Genomic DNA, 19,765 nt, shown 5'->3' on the forward strand with positions numbered 1-19,765 from the left:
CTAGTGAGCCTTTACCGCAAGACCTTAAAGCTATTGTCCAAAATAATGTAAGTAGCGTAAATGTTGAAGTTAATCTCTCTGAGCTTGGCGGACTTGCTAAGACAGACCCACAACTAGCAAAAGAATATCTAGAAATTATCAGAGCAAACCAGGCTCATATCCAAAAAATGGATACCGAGCTGATTGCTATTGAGAAAAAAGAGCAAGAACGACGCTTCATTAGTGACCCAAAAGACAGGGCATACAACAACAGGGGGCAGATTTTTGGTTTTATTGTTATGATGTTTGCTTTATGTATTGTCGGTTTTTCTATTTACAGCCACGAAACAGGGTTTGCCATAACTTCGGTTGTAGGTGTGCTTTTGCTGTCGCTTTATCATATTAGTGGCAAAAAAGAACAAACAGCCATAACTTGGCAAAACGATAAAAAGTCAGACACTCCAAAAAATACAAAGAAATAATACATTGGCACGCTTTTGTGCCTTTAAACTCACAAGGATAAACTATGGATGAAAACAAGCGAAGCGACGGCGTAGCCGATGTTTCTAAGGGAAGCGAAGCGACCGAGCAAAATATCATTAAAAAAGTATGTAAAGAGTTAAATTTAACGTATAAGCAATTAGGCGAGGCGATAGGGTATAGTGAAGCGGCTATTAAGGCGGCGATTGCTAAAAATGAAATTAGCGAACCGATGAGGCGTGCTATTGAGCTTTATAAAGAAACGCTAAATTTAAAAGAACAAAATAAGGAGTTTGAGGTATTTAAAGCATTTTTTAAAAACATACTTAAAGATTGATAGGATATTAAATATCCTATTTTTTACTACAAAAATATACAAAACATTCTAAAACTATTGACAAAAGATTATTATTTAGCTATAATGCTTCTATCAAAAGGATATTTAATAACCTTTTGAAATAAATAAAAGGAGCAACGATGTTAATATTCTTGCAAGTATTAGCGTTAATTTTGCAAATCCTTTACTGGATTTTGCGAATTATCGGGTGGATTTAACCGCCCACCCCGAAAGGGGCGTTAATAAATATTGCATCGTTGCCTTTTGAAATTATATCACAAGGAGCTTATATGTCAGCAGATGTTTTAGACGTCTTAATGGTCGTAGCTTTTATCGCTACTTGCATTTGGATTTACCGCACAAAGGGGCAAAAATGAAGCCCCAAAGCCCACAAAAAGCAAAATTCGCAAAGTATTTAGAGCTTTATAAAATAAGCCCAACCGACAGCGATGAAGTAGCAAGTTATAAAGTGCTTGATTGTGCGTTTGATTTGTTTTGTGCGTTAGACGCATTAGCAAAAAATCATAATGCAATGAGAGCTAAAATTTTAAACATATTAAACCCAAAAGGAGAATAGATGAATTTAGAAGTTTTTAGAAACGATGACTTTGAGATTAGAGTTGCGGTTGATGAAAAAGGCGAACCGCTTTTTTGTTTAGCTGATATTTGTAAAGTTTTAGAACTTGCAAATCCAACTCACGCCGTAAATGCGATAAAATCGGAGTTTGAGCTACCTACGTTAAATGTAGGTAGCTTTGACACTGGGTATGGCGTTAAAGAATTTACAATGATTACCGAACCCCAACTTTACTTCGTGTTAATGCGTAGCGATAAACCAAACGCAAAAGCGTTTCGTAAATGGGTAAATTGTGAAGTCCTGCCAAGCATTAGAAAAACTGGAAGCTATCATCAAAAACCGCTTAATCAGCTAGATTTTTTGCAAATGCAGTTAAACGTAATAAGACAGCACGATGAAAGAATAACGGCTATCGAGCAAAAGAGCCAAAAAGACGAAAGACGATTTAGAAATTTAGAAAATACGGCAAAAAGGGACGAGGGATTAAAAGAATACACGACGGCAGTCGGCTTTGGTATCTTAAAAGGGATTAGCTTAGATAAAAAACAATGTCAAAGACTAGGCACTAAGGCTTCTAAGTTAAGCAAAGAAGCCGGAGTGCTGATAGTAACTATCCCCGACCAAAAACACGGCAAAGTCGGCACTTATAGACACGATATTTTAGAAAAAGCGTTTAATGAGCTAAATTTTTAACATAGAAACAGGAGCATAAAATGAAATACTACAAAAAGTTTAAGATACTGCAAGAGTTAGAAGCAAAGGCGGGTAACGGAGCTATTTTTATCATTAACAACCCATACAAAGATTACGGCGTTTCGTTTATAGAGGGCGGATTTAAACACGGGCGAGATTACAAGGCGACCCTAAGCGTATCAATAGACCAAGGCAGCGTAAAACCTTTCGCAGTAGTGCATTTTACAAATAAAGGCGTTAAAAAGCTACTTAAAAAAAGCATTAAAGCACGTGCGAGAATTGATGAAATTTGGAAAGAGCATATCATTAATGCAGACAATTACTAAAAATAAAGATGTAGCCTAACCGCCCTTTAAATTATACACAACTAACCTTACGGCGGAATTAATCCGCCACTTCTTACAAAAATAAATTTTTAAAAGGATAAACAATGCAAATCACACAAAGAGAAAACGAAGCAAGAGCGATTATTAGCTCAAAAATGCCACAAATTAACACAATAGTAGCAAATGACAAGGCAAAAGCCTCAACCTTTGCAAGTGCTATCGTAAATATGGCAAACGACTATAATTTAAAAAATTGCAAGGTTGAAAGTATCGTAAATACCGCAATGCAAATTGTCCAAATCGGACTAAATCCGAATAAACTTTTTGGACAAGCTTACGTCGTGCCTTATAAAGACGCCGCCCAGCTACAAATCGGCTATAAAGGCTTAATTGCCTTAGGTATGCGTAACGGGTGGCGATTTAGAGCCGTAGCCGTTTATAAGTGCGATACGTTTAATTTAGAGTTTAACGGACTTGATGATAAAATCCACTTCGTGCCAAATTATGATGAGCGAAACGATGACGACGGAGCGTGGGTTTATAATAATCTAGTAGGCGTTATTGTTTATGCAAAAGATAGCACAGATAGCGTATTTAGCGACTTTGTAAGCAAGAAAAAGTTAGAAAAACTTCGCACCGCAAGTCCAAATCAAAAAGCAGGCGTTTTAAGTGGCGTATGGGCTACTTGGAGCGAAGAGATGTATAAAGCAAAAGCCCTTAAATATGTAGCGACAAGGCTACCGATAAATGATAGATTAACCGAAGCTGTAAGTATGGAGGACGAGCCATTTAGGCAAAACACGCAAGAGCTACAAATAAAAGAGCAGCCAAAGGATTTAAACCAAATTTTAAAAGAGCAAAAGAGCCAAAAAGAGCCTGAATTTTTAGATTACGATACGACAACGGGCGAAGTTATGACGCCTAACCCTTATGATTTGCTCCAAGATGAGCTTATAAAGCGTGGAGTGAGTGAAAATAATGCCGAAAATATCGTAACAAGATACACAAAAGAGCAGGTAAATGCGTTTTTAAATGACCCAAACAGCATTGATAGCTTAATAGAGAGCTAAAATAAAAAAATAGACTTGAAATATTAAAAAAAAAGGAGCAAAAATGCTAGAAAAACAACAAGAGAAATTTACAAATTATTTAGAAGCTAGCGGGATAAAGCTAGATGGTAGTGATGAAGCAGTAGCGCAGAAGTTGCTTAGTTGTGCTTTTGAGCTGTTTTGCGTGCTAGAAGCAACATTAAGCAACCATACCGCAATGAGAATTAAAATTTTAGACGTGCTATACCCAAAACCGCAAGAAACACCAAAAAAAGCAAAGGAGTAACAATGTTTAATAAAATAATCTTAGTTGGCAACCTAACCAAAGATATACAAATCGGCTACTCACAGCAAGGGACGGCATATGCAAAGTCAAGTATAGCCGTAACAAAAAAATACAGGACACAAAAAGGCGAATTAGCGGAGGATACTTGTTTTATTGATTTAGTATTTTTTGGTAAAACCGCCGAAGTAGCAAATCAATATCTAAACAAAGGCTCAAAAATTTTAATTGAAGGACGGCTAAAATTTGATACTTGGATTGATGATTACGGCAAAACAAAGTCAAAGCATAGCGTAGCGGTTGAGAGTTTAGAAATGCTAGGCACACCGCAAAAGCAAGATACGCAAGGAGCTTTTAACCAGTATTCACAAAACAATCAAAACATTTTTAAAAGCGAACCGCCAAAAGTAGAGATACCAAAGGCAGAAATGCCAAAAGAAGCGGTAATATACGACGAAAACGGCGACGAGATACCATTTTAAAGGATAAAAATGTCAAGTCCAGACAAAGAAAAAAGCGACAACGCATTAAAAGGGTTTTTCGCATTTTGTGAAAAGATAGACGAACACAACGAAAAAATAAGGTTAGTAGAAAGTATCACAAGACGGCTTTTTAAGCTTGACATTTCAGAGCTTAATTATATTTTAGACGCCGTAAAAGCATTAATAAAGGATAAAAAATGATAAATGACCCTATCACATCAAAAGAGGCGTGCAAACTGCTAAGTTGTGCTTATATCACGCTTTGGCGGTATGTCAAGGACGGCAAATTTAAAAAATACGCCATTACTCCAAAAACTATCCGCTACTCACGAAGCGAAATTTTAGCGTTTATAAGCTCCACAGCGGTTTAAATGATTAAGCCGTCTAAAAAGTCCGCCCACCACTGCATAAGCTCACGCATTTGGCTTAAATTTGTAGCCCTATTGTAGGCGGCGCGGACTTTGTCTTTGTCTTTATGGGCTAAGCAACGCTCAATTATATCTATACTTTGTTTATGCTCATCTCTCTTTTCATTTGCAATGGTTGAAAACATAGCCCTAAATCCGTGCGATACTATCTCGTCTTTGCTATACCCAAGTCGCCTTAACGCCGTATTTAGCGTGTTTTCGCTCATCGCTCTATCTTTACTCAATGCACTACAAAACAGATAACCACTATCATTTAAGCTTACTTGTCTATACTCTTTTAACATTCTTACTACGCTATCAGATAGCGGCAGCACAAACGCCTCTTTCATTTTCATTTTTAAAGCTTTTACACTCCAAATTTTAGCTTCTAAGTCAAACTCATCCCAACTTGCGTGGCGTATATTAAAAGGACGCATTGCTGTATAAATCGCTAGTTTTAGGGCTATTTTTGTTTTTAACTCGCCGTTATACTCATTTATTGCTATTAGTAAATTTCTTATCTCATTTTCATCTGTTATAGTCGGATAGTTTTTTACTTTTGCACTTTTAAAGGCATATTTGAAATTTATATCAGCGATTATGTTGTGAGCGGTTAGTTGGTAGGTTAGGGCGTATTTGTAAATCTGATTTAGTAGCATAAACACCCGCTTAATCGTTTCAAAATTTCCATTTTTCTCAATGATTTTTAGCATATCAATGATTTGCGTTGCTTTTATCTCATTTATTGGATAATTGCCTAAGTATGGGCTAACGTGCTTTTTAAAGGTTATGATTTGCTTTTTATAATAGCTTTGAACAATTGTTGCAGATTTTATTTCTAGCCACTTTAAAGCTACTTCATCAAGCGTGTTTTTATGGTTATTTTTGCTAATGATAGGGTCGTTGCCGTCAATAATTTCAGCCATTAGCTCTTGACGCTTAACTCTTGCGTTTGCAAGGCTTAAATCAGGATAGTTGCCTAAGGCGATACGCCTTATTTTGTTTGTTACTGGGCTTTTATACTCAAACGCAAAAAATTTACGTCCGCTTGGCTCTATAAAAATAAATAAATTTTTGCCGTCAGATTTTTTATAAACCTTGTCTTTTGGTTTTAATGCTTTAATTGCTGTATCGCTAAGTGGTGCGTTTATCTTTGGCATATCTTACCTTTTTACGGATATTTTTTAACGGATATTTTCCAGTCCGCTAAAATATCCGATAAAACTTGTGAAAAATGTTGTTAAACACTGAAAATAATTGTAATAAAAAGAGATAAATAAAAGGTAACAGGATAGCCTTTTTACCGCATTTTTTGAAAGATTTTGAAGTAAATTGAAATGCTTTGAAAAGCTAGAAGTGGTGGGTTCACCAGGACTCGAACCTGGGACCATCCGGTTATGAGCCGGATGCTCTAACCAACTGAGCTATGAACCCACTTGTCAAAAGAAGTTGAGATTATACAAAAATAAAGCTTATTTGTAACTAAAATTTTTAAATCCAGTGCCGTTTTTGTCAAAATTCTGCGAAAAACTGCCGAAATTTTGAGCCTTGCCACCGTGCATATCTATCTTTTGCTCACTTGCTTTTGCAAATAAAAACAAAACAAAAATTAAAGCCAAAATTCTCACATAAACTCCTAAAAAAGCCCCAAAAAAGGGGCAAAATTACTTGTAATTTTTAATTGCGTCTTCTAAAATTTTAGCCGCTTTATCCGCATCGCCAAAATCCTTAACCTTAACCCATTTATTTGGCTCTAAAATTTTATATGTTTCAAAGAAATTTTTAATGCGATTTAGCGTAGCCTCTGGCAAATCTTTGTAGCTTTTGATATTTTCATATCTTGGGTCAATCTTGCTTACTGGCACGGCTAAAAGCTTCTCATCCATTCCAGCTTCATCTTCCATTACCAAAACGCCTATTAAACGGCAAGGGATCACGCTACCAGCTTGAAGCGGATACTCATTTAGCACCAAAATATCGGCTGGGTCGCCATCAGCTGCTAGAGTATTTGGCACGAAGCCGTAGTTTGCAGGGTAAAACATTGCCGAGTAAAGCACACGATCAACCACGACAGCACCGCTATCTTTATCAATCTCGTATTTTATGTTTGAGCCGTATGGAATTTCAATCACAGCGTTGATTTTATCGGGGTTTGAGCCTACTTTTATTTTTGAGATATTCATCTTTTCTCCTTGTAAAAATTAAAAGGCGATATTATAAAATTTTTGCTTTTAAGCTGATAAAATTTTACCGATTTTTAAACCAAAATTCAATAAAATTGCTGATTTTATAATGAGAAAGGAGAGTTGCGGTTTGAAAATTTCAAACGTAAGACGACTAAAAATCTATGAGAAGTCATTACTGCACTGATTTAACGACTGCTGATATCGGCAAAGAGGTGACGCTTTGTGGCTGGGTAAATACATATAGAGATCACGGCGGAGTCATATTTTTAGACCTTCGCGACCGCACAGGGCTTATGCAGATAGTTTGCGACCCAGCAGATAGCAAGGACTCGCACGAGATCGCATCGCACGTAAGAGATGAGTATGTTTTAAGAGTAAAGGGCAAGGTTAGAGCTAGGGGCGAAGGACTTGTAAATCCACGCCTAAAAACTGGGCAGATAGAGGTTGTAGCAGATAAGATAATCCTTGAAAATCCGAGCGAGGCGTTGCCATTTATGATAGGCGATGAGAGCGTAAATGAGGATATTCGCTTAAAATATCGCTTTTTGGATTTAAGAAACGAGCGTTTGCAAAATATCTTTAAAATGCGCTCACGTGCGGCAATTGCTGCTAGAAACAGCCTTGAAAAAATGGGCTTTATAGAGTTTGAAACGCCGATTTTAACACGTGCCACACCAGAGGGCGCTAGGGATTATTTAGTGCCAAGTCGCGTCTATCCGGGGCAGTTTTATGCGTTGCCGCAAAGCCCGCAGCTTTTTAAACAGCTTTTGATGTGTTCTGGATTTGATAGGTATTTTCAGATAGCAAAGTGTTTTAGAGATGAGGATTTAAGGGCGGACAGACAGCCAGAATTTACGCAAATTGACGTTGAGATGAGCTTTATTGAGCAAGAAGATATTTTAAATATGGCTGAAAATATGCTAAAAGATATTTTTAGTGCTTGTGGATACGAGATAAAAACGCCATTTCGCCGTATGAGCTACAAAGAGGCGACTGAAACTTACGGCTCTGATAAACCTGATTTAAGATATGATCTTAAAATGGTTGATGTGATTGATATTTTTGAGCGTTCTACAAATGAAATTTTCTCATCAATCGCAAAAGATCCAAAGAAAAACCGCATAAAAGCCCTAAAAGTGCCAAACGGCGATAATATTTTCTCTAAACGTGAGATGAATAGATTTGAGGAATTTGTGCGAAAATTCGGCGCGCAAGGGCTTGGATATTTTCAGATGAAAGAGGACGGCTTAAAAGGTCCGCTTTGTAAATTTTTCTCTGATGATGATCTTGCTTTAATTGTTTCAAGGTGCGATTTAAAGGTCGGCGACGTCGTGTTTTTCGGAGCGGGTCGCAAAAAAATCGTGCTTGATTATATGGGGCGATTTAGAATTTTCTTAGCCGAGCAAATGGGCATAATTGACCAAGAAAAAATGGAATTTTTATGGGTGCTTGATTTCCCTATGTTTGAGCAAAACGATGACGGCTCGTATTCGGCTATGCACCACCCATTTACGTTGCCAAAAAACATTGATGAGCCAGACTTAGAAGATATCCTTTCAGTCGCTCACGACGTGGTTTTAAACGGCTTTGAGCTTGGTGGCGGTAGCGTGAGAATTCACAAAAATGAGATTCAGCAAAAGGTCTTTAAGCTTCTTGGCATTGATGAGGCTGAGCAGAGAGAGAAATTTGGCTTCTTGCTTGACGCCCTTAGCTTTGGTGCGCCACCACATGGCGGTATAGCGATCGGTTTTGATCGCCTTATAATGTTAGCGACTAAGTCAAGCTCGATTCGCGATGTCATCGCATTTCCAAAGACCCAACGCGCTCAATGTCCGCTCACAAAAGCGCCTAGCGAAGCAAATAGCGAGCAGTTGCGTGAGCTTGGGTTAAGACTTAGAGAGAAAGAGCAGAAGTAAAAGCGTTTTCGTGAGTATTTTTGAAAAACTACGAAATTTTCAAATCCATCTCACGATACTAGACATAAAAATTTAAAAGACTTTAAAAAGTCAAAACATAGAAATTAAAGGCGAAGTATTTTTCGCTTAGACAGGGCAAAATTTATTTTTTAAGCGTAGGCTAGACAAGATAGTCTGTCTGGCTTGAAAATAAATTTTAACGCAGTATAAGTAGAAAAAGACAAGCCAAAACAACGTTTTAAGATATAAATTAAGGCACAATATCGCAAAATCAGACTAGGCGATTTTAAAATTTGCAAAGGAGTTACCACTTAGGTAATGACCGAGCTAATTTTAAAATCAACGAAGTATGATGAAGCGAGATGAAGCCAAGAAGGACAAATTATGAAAAAGTTATTTTTAATCATCGGTGCTCCGGGCTCCGGCAAAACCACCGACGCAGACCTAATTGCAAAAGCAGACAGCACTTTTGCGCACTTCTCAACTGGCGACCTACTTCGCGCAGAAGTGGCAAGTGGCAGCGAGCTAGGCAAACTAATTGATAGCTTCATCTCAAAGGGCAACTTAGTCCCGCTTGAAGTGGTCGTAAATGCGATAATCTCAGCAATCAAAGGTTCAGATAAAGCAAATATCGTAATAGACGGCTATCCAAGAAGCGTAGAGCAGATGAGCGAGCTTGATAAGGTGCTTTCATCACAAAGCGAGATCGTGCTAAAAGGCGTGATTGAAGTTGATGTAAGCGAAGCTGTAGCACGAGAAAGAGTGCTTGGCCGTGCGCGTGGGGCTGATGATAACAACGAGGTCTTTAACAACAGAATGAAGGTCTATTTAGAGCCGATTAACGCCATACGTGAGTTTTACAAAGGCAAAAATTTGCTTCACGTCATAAACGGCGAACGTGCGATTGAGCCGATTGTGACTGATATGAAAGAGTTGATAAAATCTCTTTTATAGATAGTTTTGCCCCTAAATTTGGGGCAAAATCGCTTTAAAACTAAATTAATTAAATTTTATGTAAAATCACGGCTTATCTTAAAATTTTGGCTATTTAATGACATTTTTTTCGGTTGAATTTCTACTTATTTTTCTTGCATTTTTTGCGATTTATTGGGCATTTAGCAAGCATTACAAGGCACAAAATACGCTCATTTTAATATTTAACTACGCCCTGATTTTCTCATTTAGCCCATATTTTATGCTCGTTATTTTTTTACACACCTTTTTTGTGAGCTATTTTGGGCTTTTTATCGCCTATAAAGGCAGTAAAAATGCCATTTTTTCAGGCGTATTTTTTAGTATTTTATATCTTTGTTTTTTTAAGTATTATGATGTTATTCACGCCGATTTTAGGGCGGTTTTACTCTTTTTTAAGTTTGATTTTATCGCAAACAACCTTGACATTGCTCTGCCAATTGGCATCTCATTTTACACATTTTCATCGGTTACCTATTTAGTTAGCATTTACAAAAAAGAGCAAGCTCCTAGCGATTTTTTAAGCCTTGCTTGTTATCTTTCGTTTTTTGCCACGCTCATTGCTGGTCCGATTGCAAAAAGCACATTTATGCTGCCACAATTTAACACAAAAAGAGAGTTTAAAAATGGCGATTTAATCGTGGTTTTGTTGCTTTTTGGCGTGGTTAAAAAGGTCTTAATTGCAAACTATTTAAGCGGTTTTGTAACTGAAATTTTTAACGACCCAAAAAGCTTTAATCCGCTTGAAATTTTAACGGCGATTTACTGCTATGGGGTGTGGCTTTACTGCGATTTTAGCGGTTATGTTGATATTGTTAGCGCTCTTGCCTTATCTATTGGCTTTGCTTTACCACTAAATTTTAATATGCCCTATGTTGCTTTAAATTTACGTGATTTTTGGAGGCGTTGGCACATTAGTCTTTCAAATTTTATAAGAGATTATATCTATATCCCGCTTGGTGGTAATAAAGTTACATTTTTTCACACTCAGGTTAATATTTTAATTGCATTTAGCCTATCTGGCATTTGGCACGGAGTTGGACTAAACTTCGTTATTTGGGGCTTATTGCACGGATTTGGTATAGTTTTTTTAAATTTAATGGCTCTTTTTAAGATAAATTTTTCAAAGCATTTGCCACTCGTTTCAATGCTACTAACTTACACATTTGTAAGTTTTTCGTGGGTTTATTTTGCAAAAAGCGACCTTAATGAAGCAAATTTAATCATAAAAAGCCTTTTTTATAATGAAAATTTTATCAATTTATCACAAATAGTAACACTTTTTGCCCTGTTTTTACTCTTTGTAATCTATCCATTTTTTAAAGACTTAAAAGAGATTTTGGTTCAGTTTTTAAAAGCCACTCCATTGCTTTTAAAACCTCTTCTTTTATCAATCATTTTTACCTTTATTTTTGCGGTTTGTAAAGATGGAATTCCAGATTTTATATATGCGAGTTTTTGATGATTAGGTTTTTGTTTGTTATCGTTTTTACCGCTATTTTAACGGCATTTTTTATGCAAGAGCCTTTAAAAATTTACCTAGAAACAAAGCACCATATTGAGCTTAATTTACCACAAAATATCATCTTTAAAAAGGGCAGTGAATTTTATGAATTTTTAAAGCAAATTTTTAAAAATCAAGCTAAAAATGAGCCTGAAATTTTTATAGATGAAAATTTAAGTATTGATAGAAATATTACGATTTTACTCACAAAAGAGCTAGATAGTAATTTAACTCAAACTCACTCAAAAATCACGCTAAAAAGTGGCGATGAGGTATTATTTATTGGCGATTCAATTATGCAAAGCATTGCTATGAACGCTAGAAAGATATTTGCTAGACGTGGTGTCAAGGTTATTGATATGAGTAAGCATAGCACTGGCTTGATTAACAAAAAATATTACGACTGGCAAATCGCAAGCGAACGGACCTTAAAAAACCATAAAAATATTAAATTAGTCGTGGCACTTTTTGGTGCAAATGACTCGTGGGGGCGGACAATAGCTGGTAAATACAGGGAGTTAAACAGCACCGAGTGGGGCGAGTTTTACGAAAAAAGGGTTGATGAGATTTTTCAGATTGCAAAGCAAAATGGCGTTTGGCTCATTTGGCTTGGAACGCCGTGTATGAAAAATGCCGAATTTAGTGCAAAAATGGTGCGTTTAAACGAAATTTTTAAAACCACAAGCCAAAGACACAATCAAAATTTCATAGATTTAACCGAAGTCGTGTGCCAAAACGGCTACATAACGCACATAAATAATGAAAAAAACGAGAGCGTGAGAGTTCGTGCAAATGACGGCATTCATTTAAGCATTGAGGGTGGTAGAGAGGCGGTAATTAGGATGATTGATGAAATTAAGTTTGAAAATAACGGCTCTTTTTAGCCTAAATTTACTCTTTTTTGGCTGTGGTGGTGTTACGAATTTACCCACTTTAAATCCAAAAACTGCCCAAAATGAGATAAAAATCACGCAAAAAAATCCAGTAGCACTTAGCGAAAAAGAGATAGAAAGCAGGGTGCTAAATTACGGCGAAAATTTAGCGGTTTTAAAGCAAAAACTGGCAAAAAATTCTGCCCTTAGCGTGAAATTTTTTGGCGATTCACATATTGCAAGCGATGATATTTCAGCGACTTTTGCTAAGACGCTCTTTAAAAATGGTGTAAATAGCGTTGGTTTTGCCTTGCCACTTTTACCAAAATACCATAACAACAGCATTTTAGGCTATAAACAAAACGGATTTGAGCTAATTAGCTCACAGACAAAAAATTATGATGATTTTGCACTTTGTGGGGTCGTAGCAAGTGCAAAAAGTGGAGCAAATTTAGAGCTTTTTTTAAAGCAAAATCTTAAAAATCCACTCGTTTTTGAGATGCTTTTTAAAAGCGATGAGCTTGGCAAAATCGCAAAAATCACGGACGCAAAAAACGCTCAATTTTTCATCACAAACAGCAAAAAAAATCTCTGGCAAAGGGCTAGATTTGAGCTTAGTTTGCCCTTAAAAATGAGCGTGTTTAAGGGCATAAAGCTTGGTTGGTATATGATTTATGATAAAACTAGCCCAAAATTTAGCGATATTTGTGGGATAAATGGCGCATTTTCAAGCCTTTATTTAAAGTGGAGTGAGGCTTCGTTTTCTCGTGATTTAGCGGGGTTTAGATACGATTTAATCGCCATTGCTTACGGCACAAATGACGCTTTTGATGATAATTTAAACGAGCAAAAATTTTATGAAAATCTAAAAAAATTAATCCAAAAAATTAGAGAAAATCAGTCAAGTGTTACGATTTTACTCATTTCTCCGCCCACAGCCGATAAGAAAAATTTTAAAAACGTGCAAAAAATGATAAAAAAACTAGCCATTGATGAAAAAACTCTATTTTACGACACCGAGCTTTTTATGAATTTAAACGGCAAAAAGGAGGGTTGGATAGAGCTTGGGCTGTCAAAAACGGACGTTCATCTAACTCGTGAGGGCTATAAAAAAGTTGGTTTTGACTTGGCAAATGAGCTAAAAAAACTGCTTTTAAACGTTAAATAAAATAAATTTTTGTAATATTTGGGTTTAAAATTTACAAAATAGCAAGAAAAATGGATTACAAAAACATAAAATTAGTCGGACTTACGGCAAAAATTTCGCCCGAACTTGGTAAAAATTTCACGATTTTAAGCGAAATTTTAAGCACTTATGGGGTTGAAATTTTAGCTGAAAACAGCGTGGCAAAGGCACTAAATTTAAAGGGTTATGAGCTAAAAGATTTAGCCTTAAAGTGTGATTTTATCATCTCTCTTGGTGGCGATGGGACAATGATTTCGGTTTGTAGAAAATGTGCGAAATTTAGTCCATTTGTGCTTGGCATTCACGCTGGAACGCTCGGATTTTTAACAGATATCACAATGAGCGAAGCACCTAAATTTTTTAGCGAGTTTTTTAGCGGTAGATACGAGGTTGAAGAGCCGTTTATGCTTGATGTGATTTTAAGCAAAAAAGACGGCGAAATAACGCACAAAATCGCCTTTAATGACGCTACGATTATGCGGTTTAAACCAGCCTCAATCGCCATTGTTGATGCGTTTTTAAACGGCAAATTTTTTAACTCATATTTTGGCGATGGCATTATCATCTCAACGCCAGTTGGCTCAACCGCCTACAATATGAGTGCTGGCGGGTCAATCATCTATCCATTAAGCGAAGTATTCGCTCTTACGCCCATTTGCTCGCACTCGCTCACACAACGCCCAGTTGTTTTACCAAGGGGTTTTATGGTTGAGTTTAGGGCGTATAAAGATGAAATTTTAGTCCTTGATGGACAAGACACATTTAAAATGAGTAGCTACGAGAGCGTTAAAATCGGACTTAGCACGACAAAGGCACGACTAATTCGCCACGTTGGGCGTGATTATTTTCAAATTTTAAAAGAAAAACTACGTTGGGGACAGCAATGATTGAGAGAATTTTAATAAAAAATCACCTAAGTTTTAACGAGGTTGAGCTAAATTTCAAAAGGGGACTTAGCGTTTTTACCGGCGTTAGCGGTGCTGGTAAGTCCGTATTAATGGGTGCGATTATGAGCGTTTTTGGGCTTAGCGAGAGCGAGGCTAGGCTCATTGAAGCAGATGTTGATTTTTGCTTTGATATGGCTGAGTTTGGCATAGAAAACGAGAGTCCAAACAGCTTTAAAATGCTAAAACAAAACAGCACTCGCTACTTTATAAATTCTCAATCAATCTCAAAAAAAAGCCTAAGTTTAATCGCAAATGAGCACATAAAATATCTATCTGCAAAGCAGGTAAATGAGTTTGAAAACGAGCGATTTTTAGCCGTTTTAGACACGCTTGTTAATGATGAAAGTCACGCTAAAAATTTAGAAAATTTAGCCAAAATTCACGAGAATTTTAAAGAGATAAAACGTGAGCTTGATAAGATAAACGATGATGAAAAACGCATTGAAGAGCTTAAAGAATTTGCAAAATTTGAGATAGAAAAAATCCGTTCTGTCGCCCCAAAAGTAGGGGAGTTTGATGAACTTATGGCTGTTAAAAAACGCCTTAGCAAAAAAGACAAGATTGAACAAGCTTGGGCTAGGGCAGAGCGAATTTTTGAGCTTGAAGGCAGTGTGGTTGAGGCACTTCATATCAGCGAGATTGACGCTTCGTTTTTTGAAGACGCCCTAAATTCGCTAAGAATTGCAAGGGAGAGCCTAAATATGGACGAGCTTGAAGATGTTGATATTGAGGGCGTTCTTGATAGAATTGAGGCGATAAATTCCATTTTAAAGCGTTATGGCAGCGAAGAAGAGGCGCTTTTGGTGCTTAAAAATAGGGAGATTGAGCTTGAAAGGTATGAAAATATCAGCTTTGAAAAGCACGAATTAGAGCGAAAATTTAAGGAGATTAGCAAAACTCAAAGCGAAATTTCTAGCCAAATCACGGCAAAAAGAGAGAGCGTTTTAGGCGAGTTTGAGCGGATAATAAATGGCTATTTAAACGAGCTTTATATGCAAAAAATAGCCCTAAAAATCACGCCAAAAAGCATTGATAAGAGTGGTGGCGATGAGGTTAGTTTAAGCATAAACAACACCGCTTTAAACAAGCTTAGCTCGGGCGAGATAAATCGTTTAAGGTTGGCATTAATCGCAAGCAGTAGTGAAATAATGCAAAGTGGCAATGGAGTGATAATTTTAGATGAAATAGATGCAAATTTAAGCGGTAAAGAGGCGATGAGTATAGCAAATGTGCTGGTAAAAATCGCAAAATTCTACCAAATTTTCGCCATTTCTCATCAGCCACAGCTTAGCTCAAAGGCAAATTCACACTTTTTGGTTGAAAAAAATGGCGAAATTTCAAGCGTTAGAGAGCTAAAAGATGACGAAAGAGCCGATGAACTAGCACGTATGATAAGTGGCGAGCATATCAGCCGTGAGGCTATGGAGTTTGCAAAAGAGCTTTTAAAGTCGTAAAAAATTTAAATTTTTCGTTTAAGTTTTATAATAATTTTTTTTGATAAAATTAGGGGATTTAATATTAAGGTATTTTTTAAAATGGATAAAATTTTATTAGTTGATGATAACAAAGCACTCTCAAAACTGCTCGCAAAAAAGATGAATAAAGAGCTACCAGATATGCAAGTAGATGTCGCCCACAGCTTTGAAGAGGCGAAAATTTTAATGGCAAAAAACAAAAAAGATTACTTTTTAGCCGTGCTTGATTTAAACCTGCCAGACGCACCAAATGGCGAAATTGTAGATTATGCCCTTGCTGGCGGACTTGGAGTGATTGTTTTAACTGGTAGTTTAGATAAAAAAACAAAGGAATTTTTCACACAAAAAGAGATTATTGATTACGTTTATAAAGGCAATGTTGATGATGTAAATTATATTTTTTCAACCATAAATCGTTTAAGTAAAAATAGAAAATTTAAAGTAATGGTAGTTGATGATTCTTCTCAGTTTAGGAGCTATTTAAAAAAAGTTATGAAAAATTTGCAATTTCAAGTTTTTACAGCAGCTCACGGCGAGGAGGCAATGAATTATTTTAATGACAATCCAGATATTAAACTTGTCTTGACTGATTATAATATGCCTGTTAAAAATGGGCTTGAAGTTTTAAGGGAAATACGAGCAGAACACGGGAAAAACGATGTTGGTGTGATAGTTATGACTTCGCCAAATGAAGATGTTGGGGCACCAATTTTTATAAAACAGGGAGCAAATGATTTTATTGCAAAGCCGTTTGAAAAAGAGGAGCTGATTTGTCGTGTAAATAATACTATTGATATTATTGAAAATATAGAACAGATTGCAAATTTTGCAAATCATGATTTTTTAACTGGCATATACAATAGGCGATTTTTTTATGAAAATGTAGCTGAATATTCGCAAAAAGCACACGAGTGCCAGGAGTCATTTGCTATTGCTATGATTGATATTGATCATTTTAAATCTATAAATGATACTTTTGGGCACGATGGTGGCGATAGAGTTTTAAAATCACTTGCATCACAATTTACAAATGCCACAAAGGGCAGTGATATTGTTGCACGTTTTGGTGGTGAAGAATTTTGCATACTTTTAAAAAATGTTAAAAAAGAAGATGCGATTAAATTTTTTGTAAAATTAAGAGCTGATATTGCTGCGTCACAGATTGAAATAAAGGGTAGTTTTTTGAAATTTACAATCTCAATCGGACTTGCATTTTCTAATGAAGATTATACGCTTGATGAGCTTTTGGAGTTAGCTGACAATGCTCTTTATGTAGCAAAGGAGAGTGGGCGAAATAGGGTTGAGGTAGCAAATTATGATTATTGATACACACTGCCATTTAGATGATAATCGTTACAATGATGATCTTGATAGCGTGATAAAAAACGCTAGAAATTCAGGCATAAATGGCTTTATCATACCCGGTGCTGACATTAAAGATATAGAAAAAATCGTAAAAATTAGCGAAATTTACGATGATGTTTTCTTTGCCATTGGCGTTCATCCTTACGACAAAGATGGCTTTGATGAAGCCACGCTTTTAGCTTACGCAAAGCACCAAAAGTGCGTAGCTGTGGGCGAGTGTGGGCTTGATTATTTTCGTTTACCAAAAGATGAAAACGAAAAAATCGCTGAAAAATCGGCACAAAAGCGTGTTTTTCTAGCTCAACTAGAAATGGCAGTTAAGCTAGACAAACCCGTTATTTTGCACATTCGTGATGCTAACGAGGATTGTTTTAAAATTCTAAGCGACTACGCACCAAAACTTAAAAGTGGTGCGGTAATGCACTGCTACAATGCATCGCCACTACTTTTGGAGCTTAGTAAGTTTGGGAATTTTTACTTTGGTATCGGCGGGGTTTTAACATTTACAAACGCTAAAAATTTAGTAGAAATTTTGCCAAAAATACCAAAAGATAGACTGGTTTTAGAAACAGACTCGCCCTATCTAACGCCCACGCCACACAGAGGCGAGAGAAACGAGCCAGCCTTTACAAGATTTGTTGCCAAAAAGATGGCTGAAATTTTAAACCTTAGCGATGCCCAAGTCGCAGAGCTTACCACTGACAACGCAAAGCGTTTGTTTAAGTGTTTTTAAACTTAAATAAGGAGAAAAATGAAAGCAGTTTTAAAGATACTTTTTTTAGCAGTTTTGCTAACTTTAAGCACCTTTGCTAACACTCATTTAAACATATTAAAAGACCTTGACATTGATAAAAGTTTTATGCAAACTTCTTACTATCAGCAAATTAAACAAGGCATAAATGAAAGGCAAATAGCCGACTTCACACGCACCCTAAAAAACGGCTATAAGCACATTTACTCTATTAAAGATACTATTAAAATTTCTGGACTGCCAGAGATATTTTTATATCTGCCAATGATTGAGTCTGGCTTTGCAAATCACGCAGTTTCAGGCGTAAAAGCCACTGGTGTTTGGCAATTTATGGATGTTACTGCTAAAAATTATGGGCTAAAAATAGATAAATACATAGATGAACGCCGTGATATCGTAAAATCAACAAAGGCTGCCACTTCGTATTTAAAGGGCTTAAAATCGCAATTTGGCAAGTGGTATTTAGCACTTATGGCGTATAACTGCGGCGAAGGTCGCCTAAATAAGGCAATCACACAAGCTGGCACCGATGATTTAGCCACTTTGCTTGACCCAACAAAGGGCTATCTGCCAAGCGAAACTAGAAATTTCATCATTAAAATTTTAAAAGCGTCAATGATATCAAAAGACCCAAATTTCGCACTCTCAAAGGACGCAACTCTGCTAAATCAGCCAGTTTTAGCCACCTCAAAAGTGAGTGTGCCGGGCGGGACTAGTTTAAAGCAAATCAGCGACAGCATAGGTGTTAGTGTCAAAAGACTAAAAGATGACAACACGCACCTAAAATTCGCCTTTACGCCACCAAATACAAAGAGCTACCACGTCTATATCCCGCAAAATAAAAAGGATATATTTGCTAAAAATTTCAAGCCAGTTGTGGCAAACAACCGCTTTTATTCATACACCGTTAAAAGTGGCGACACGCTCTTTGCTATTGCCAAAAAATCTGGCGTGAGTCACAAGGCGATTAAGGAGTATAACGAGCTAAAAAACAGCCTTGTATCGGTTGATCAAAAGCTAATAATCCCACGCTCAGATCAGAATAAATTTCAAAGTTATGTCGTTCAAAACGGCGACACGCTTGAAATTTTATCAAAGAAATTTAACGTAAAAGTCAAAGATATAAAAGACGCAAATTCACTAGCAAGTAACGACAACTTGCAGGTTGGAGTAAAGATTGTCATACCTTAAAATTGCCATTTTTACCTGTTTTATCCTGCTATTTTCTGGCTGTTTCTCATCGCCGTTTGCACCAAGCAGTCCGACTGACGCTAGGATAAATAACTCAAAATCAGTCCAAAAAGCTACGATGAGGCCTTATACAATAAACGGCAAGACTTACTATCCCACTGTTGTTAGCGTTGGCGATACGGCAAGTGGCATTGCTAGCTGGTATGGTCCAAATTTTCACGGCAAAAAGACTTCAAATGGCGAAATTTACAATATGCACAATATGACCGCCGCTCATAAAACATTGCCGATGAATACGATTGTTAAGGTTACAAATTTAAAAAACAGCCGCCAAGTGATTGTTAGGATTAACGACAGAGGCCCGTTTGTAGGCGATAGGGTGATTGACCTTTCAAAGGCGGCAGCGACACAAATTGATATGCTTTCAACCGGCACAGCACCAGTAAAAATGGAGGTTGTTGGCTTTGAAAATAACGCCGTTGCAAGTGCTGGTGGCTATAAAACGCAGGATTTTAAAACCGCAAAATCATCTCAAATTTATGAAAATCAAAGCGTTGTTGGCGGAGAATTTATGGTTCAAATCGGAGCGTTTAAAAACATTGAGGGTGCAAACAGATACAAAAACGAACACCAAAATGTAATGGGCTATAAATCGGTAGTTAAGACTTTTAGCATTGATGGCGACACCTTTCACAGGGTGTTTTTGACCGGTTTTAGAAGCGAAGAAGAGGCTAGGGACTTCGCTAAGAGCGGACATTTTAGCGGTGCTTACATTGTAAGGGGTTAG

Annotated in this window: 24 protein-coding genes and 1 tRNA gene; 21 read left to right on the forward strand and 4 right to left on the reverse strand. The window is 36.8% G+C overall.

Features of this window, described 5'->3' with window-relative positions; translation table 11 throughout:
• The 10 genes from NYG85_RS07360 to NYG85_RS07405 all read left to right on the forward strand — a co-directional run.
• Window positions 1–461: hypothetical protein (locus NYG85_RS07360; RefSeq protein WP_284937841.1), on the forward strand; the 461-nt coding region annotated here is incomplete at its 5' end.
• A gap of 44 nt (window positions 462–505) precedes the next feature.
• Window positions 506–796 (forward strand): transcriptional regulator, encoded by a 291-nt coding sequence (locus NYG85_RS07365; RefSeq protein WP_284937842.1) that lies wholly within the window; start codon window positions 506–508, stop codon window positions 794–796.
• Between the two features lie 373 nt (window positions 797–1,169).
• Complete coding sequence (locus tag NYG85_RS07370) at window positions 1,170–1,373, forward strand: hypothetical protein (RefSeq protein WP_284937843.1); 204 nt, start codon at window positions 1,170–1,172, stop codon at window positions 1,371–1,373.
• Window positions 1,374–2,066, forward strand: coding sequence for a BRO-N domain-containing protein (locus NYG85_RS07375; protein WP_284937844.1), 693 nt, complete (start codon window positions 1,374–1,376; stop codon window positions 2,064–2,066).
• 20 nt (window positions 2,067–2,086) lie between these two features.
• Entirely contained in the window at window positions 2,087–2,392 is a 306-nt protein-coding gene (locus NYG85_RS07380; protein ID WP_284937845.1) for a hypothetical protein, read from the forward strand.
• Window positions 2,393–2,496: 104 nt separating this feature from the next.
• The gene (locus NYG85_RS07385; protein WP_284937846.1) at window positions 2,497–3,462 is read left to right on the forward strand and encodes a recombinase RecT; all 966 of its coding nucleotides are present in this window, start codon (window positions 2,497–2,499) and stop codon (window positions 3,460–3,462) included.
• 43 nt (window positions 3,463–3,505) lie between these two features.
• Window positions 3,506–3,727 carry a hypothetical protein gene (locus NYG85_RS07390; protein WP_284937847.1) on the forward strand — a complete coding sequence of 74 codons (222 nt, stop codon included), beginning with the start codon at window positions 3,506–3,508 and terminating at the stop codon, window positions 3,725–3,727.
• Between the two features lie 2 nt (window positions 3,728–3,729).
• Window positions 3,730–4,206: a single-stranded DNA-binding protein gene (gene ssb / locus NYG85_RS07395; RefSeq protein WP_284937848.1), complete on the forward strand. Its 477-nt coding sequence runs from the start codon at window positions 3,730–3,732 to the stop codon at window positions 4,204–4,206.
• 9 nt (window positions 4,207–4,215) lie between these two features.
• Window positions 4,216–4,407 (forward strand): hypothetical protein, encoded by a 192-nt coding sequence (locus NYG85_RS07400; protein WP_284937849.1) that lies wholly within the window; start codon window positions 4,216–4,218, stop codon window positions 4,405–4,407.
• Window positions 4,404–4,577, forward strand: a complete 174-nt coding sequence (locus tag NYG85_RS07405; RefSeq protein ID WP_169763904.1) for a helix-turn-helix transcriptional regulator — start codon at window positions 4,404–4,406, stop codon at window positions 4,575–4,577. The genes NYG85_RS07400 and NYG85_RS07405 overlap by 4 nt, the downstream gene beginning before the upstream one ends.
• On the opposite strand, the gene NYG85_RS07410 is transcribed toward NYG85_RS07405, so the two are convergent.
• The 4 genes from NYG85_RS07410 to ppa form a co-directional block, all read right to left on the reverse strand.
• Window positions 4,574–5,773 (reverse strand): tyrosine-type recombinase/integrase, encoded by a 1,200-nt coding sequence (locus NYG85_RS07410; protein ID WP_284937850.1) that lies wholly within the window; start codon window positions 5,771–5,773, stop codon window positions 4,574–4,576. The two genes, NYG85_RS07405 and NYG85_RS07410, sit on opposite strands and share 4 nt — an antisense overlap.
• Before the next feature lie 197 nt (window positions 5,774–5,970).
• Window positions 5,971–6,047: transfer RNA gene (locus NYG85_RS07415), tRNA-Ile, on the reverse strand.
• A 38-nt stretch (window positions 6,048–6,085) separates the two neighbouring features.
• Complete coding sequence (locus NYG85_RS07420) at window positions 6,086–6,241, reverse strand: hypothetical protein (RefSeq protein WP_284937851.1); 156 nt, start codon at window positions 6,239–6,241, stop codon at window positions 6,086–6,088.
• A gap of 36 nt (window positions 6,242–6,277) precedes the next feature.
• Entirely contained in the window at window positions 6,278–6,796 is a 519-nt protein-coding gene (ppa, locus tag NYG85_RS07425) for an inorganic diphosphatase (RefSeq protein WP_284937852.1), read from the reverse strand.
• A 164-nt stretch (window positions 6,797–6,960) separates the two neighbouring features.
• Between ppa and aspS the strand changes: the two genes are divergently transcribed.
• From aspS to NYG85_RS07480, 11 genes are all read left to right on the forward strand, one after another.
• Complete coding sequence (gene aspS, locus NYG85_RS07430) at window positions 6,961–8,715, forward strand: aspartate--tRNA ligase (protein WP_284937853.1); 1,755 nt, start codon at window positions 6,961–6,963, stop codon at window positions 8,713–8,715.
• A gap of 384 nt (window positions 8,716–9,099) precedes the next feature.
• A complete protein-coding gene (locus NYG85_RS07435; protein WP_284937854.1) occupies window positions 9,100–9,669 on the forward strand; it encodes an adenylate kinase in 570 nt (189 codons plus the stop codon).
• A gap of 97 nt (window positions 9,670–9,766) precedes the next feature.
• The gene (locus tag NYG85_RS07440) at window positions 9,767–11,149 is read left to right on the forward strand and encodes an MBOAT family O-acyltransferase (protein WP_284937855.1); all 1,383 of its coding nucleotides are present in this window, start codon (window positions 9,767–9,769) and stop codon (window positions 11,147–11,149) included.
• On the forward strand, window positions 11,149–12,075 hold the full coding sequence (locus NYG85_RS07445; protein ID WP_284937856.1) for an SGNH/GDSL hydrolase family protein: 927 nt from the start codon (window positions 11,149–11,151) through the stop codon (window positions 12,073–12,075). Before NYG85_RS07440 ends, NYG85_RS07445 begins: the two co-directional genes overlap by 1 nt.
• Window positions 12,041–13,231 carry a GDSL-type esterase/lipase family protein gene (locus NYG85_RS07450; protein ID WP_284937857.1) on the forward strand — a complete coding sequence of 397 codons (1,191 nt, stop codon included), beginning with the start codon at window positions 12,041–12,043 and terminating at the stop codon, window positions 13,229–13,231. Before NYG85_RS07445 ends, NYG85_RS07450 begins: the two co-directional genes overlap by 35 nt.
• Window positions 13,232–13,269: 38 nt before the next feature.
• Window positions 13,270–14,136, forward strand: coding sequence for an NAD(+) kinase (locus NYG85_RS07455; protein WP_284937918.1), 867 nt, complete (start codon window positions 13,270–13,272; stop codon window positions 14,134–14,136).
• The gene (locus tag NYG85_RS07460; RefSeq protein ID WP_284937858.1) at window positions 14,133–15,650 is read left to right on the forward strand and encodes an AAA family ATPase; all 1,518 of its coding nucleotides are present in this window, start codon (window positions 14,133–14,135) and stop codon (window positions 15,648–15,650) included. Before NYG85_RS07455 ends, NYG85_RS07460 begins: the two co-directional genes overlap by 4 nt.
• An 81-nt stretch (window positions 15,651–15,731) precedes the next feature.
• Complete coding sequence (locus NYG85_RS07465) at window positions 15,732–16,997, forward strand: GGDEF domain-containing response regulator (protein ID WP_284937859.1); 1,266 nt, start codon at window positions 15,732–15,734, stop codon at window positions 16,995–16,997.
• A complete protein-coding gene (locus NYG85_RS07470; RefSeq protein WP_284937860.1) occupies window positions 16,987–17,769 on the forward strand; it encodes a TatD family hydrolase in 783 nt (260 codons plus the stop codon). Before NYG85_RS07465 ends, NYG85_RS07470 begins: the two co-directional genes overlap by 11 nt.
• Window positions 17,770–17,787: 18 nt before the next feature.
• Window positions 17,788–18,978, forward strand: coding sequence for a lytic transglycosylase domain-containing protein (locus NYG85_RS07475; protein ID WP_284937861.1), 1,191 nt, complete (start codon window positions 17,788–17,790; stop codon window positions 18,976–18,978).
• Window positions 18,965–19,765 (forward strand): septal ring lytic transglycosylase RlpA family protein, encoded by an 801-nt coding sequence (locus NYG85_RS07480; RefSeq protein ID WP_284937862.1) that lies wholly within the window; start codon window positions 18,965–18,967, stop codon window positions 19,763–19,765. The genes NYG85_RS07475 and NYG85_RS07480 overlap by 14 nt, the downstream gene beginning before the upstream one ends.

This window comes from Campylobacter gastrosuis, assembly GCF_030249845.1.
In the GTDB taxonomy this organism is placed as follows: Bacteria; Campylobacterota; Campylobacteria; order Campylobacterales; family Campylobacteraceae; genus Campylobacter_A; species Campylobacter_A gastrosuis.

Coding starts and splice junctions, on each gene's coding strand:
- NYG85_RS07365 (WP_284937842.1), top strand. CDS start 506: ATGGATGAAAACAAGCGAAGCGACGGCGTAGCCGATGTTTCTAAGGGA.
- NYG85_RS07370 (WP_284937843.1), top strand. CDS start 1,170: ATGAAGCCCCAAAGCCCACAAAAAGCAAAATTCGCAAAGTATTTAGAG.
- NYG85_RS07375 (WP_284937844.1), top strand. CDS start 1,374: ATGAATTTAGAAGTTTTTAGAAACGATGACTTTGAGATTAGAGTTGCG.
- NYG85_RS07380 (WP_284937845.1), top strand. CDS start 2,087: ATGAAATACTACAAAAAGTTTAAGATACTGCAAGAGTTAGAAGCAAAG.
- NYG85_RS07385 (WP_284937846.1), top strand. CDS start 2,497: ATGCAAATCACACAAAGAGAAAACGAAGCAAGAGCGATTATTAGCTCA.
- NYG85_RS07390 (WP_284937847.1), top strand. CDS start 3,506: ATGCTAGAAAAACAACAAGAGAAATTTACAAATTATTTAGAAGCTAGC.
- ssb (WP_284937848.1), top strand. CDS start 3,730: ATGTTTAATAAAATAATCTTAGTTGGCAACCTAACCAAAGATATACAA.
- NYG85_RS07400 (WP_284937849.1), top strand. CDS start 4,216: ATGTCAAGTCCAGACAAAGAAAAAAGCGACAACGCATTAAAAGGGTTT.
- NYG85_RS07405 (WP_169763904.1), top strand. CDS start 4,404: ATGATAAATGACCCTATCACATCAAAAGAGGCGTGCAAACTGCTAAGT.
- NYG85_RS07410 (WP_284937850.1), bottom strand. CDS start 5,773: ATGCCAAAGATAAACGCACCACTTAGCGATACAGCAATTAAAGCATTA.
- ppa (WP_284937852.1), bottom strand. CDS start 6,796: ATGAATATCTCAAAAATAAAAGTAGGCTCAAACCCCGATAAAATCAAC.
- aspS (WP_284937853.1), top strand. CDS start 6,961: ATGAGAAGTCATTACTGCACTGATTTAACGACTGCTGATATCGGCAAA.
- NYG85_RS07435 (WP_284937854.1), top strand. CDS start 9,100: ATGAAAAAGTTATTTTTAATCATCGGTGCTCCGGGCTCCGGCAAAACC.
- NYG85_RS07440 (WP_284937855.1), top strand. CDS start 9,767: ATGACATTTTTTTCGGTTGAATTTCTACTTATTTTTCTTGCATTTTTT.
- NYG85_RS07445 (WP_284937856.1), top strand. CDS start 11,149: ATGATTAGGTTTTTGTTTGTTATCGTTTTTACCGCTATTTTAACGGCA.
- NYG85_RS07450 (WP_284937857.1), top strand. CDS start 12,041: ATGAAATTAAGTTTGAAAATAACGGCTCTTTTTAGCCTAAATTTACTC.
- NYG85_RS07460 (WP_284937858.1), top strand. CDS start 14,133: ATGATTGAGAGAATTTTAATAAAAAATCACCTAAGTTTTAACGAGGTT.
- NYG85_RS07465 (WP_284937859.1), top strand. CDS start 15,732: ATGGATAAAATTTTATTAGTTGATGATAACAAAGCACTCTCAAAACTG.
- NYG85_RS07470 (WP_284937860.1), top strand. CDS start 16,987: ATGATTATTGATACACACTGCCATTTAGATGATAATCGTTACAATGAT.
- NYG85_RS07475 (WP_284937861.1), top strand. CDS start 17,788: ATGAAAGCAGTTTTAAAGATACTTTTTTTAGCAGTTTTGCTAACTTTA.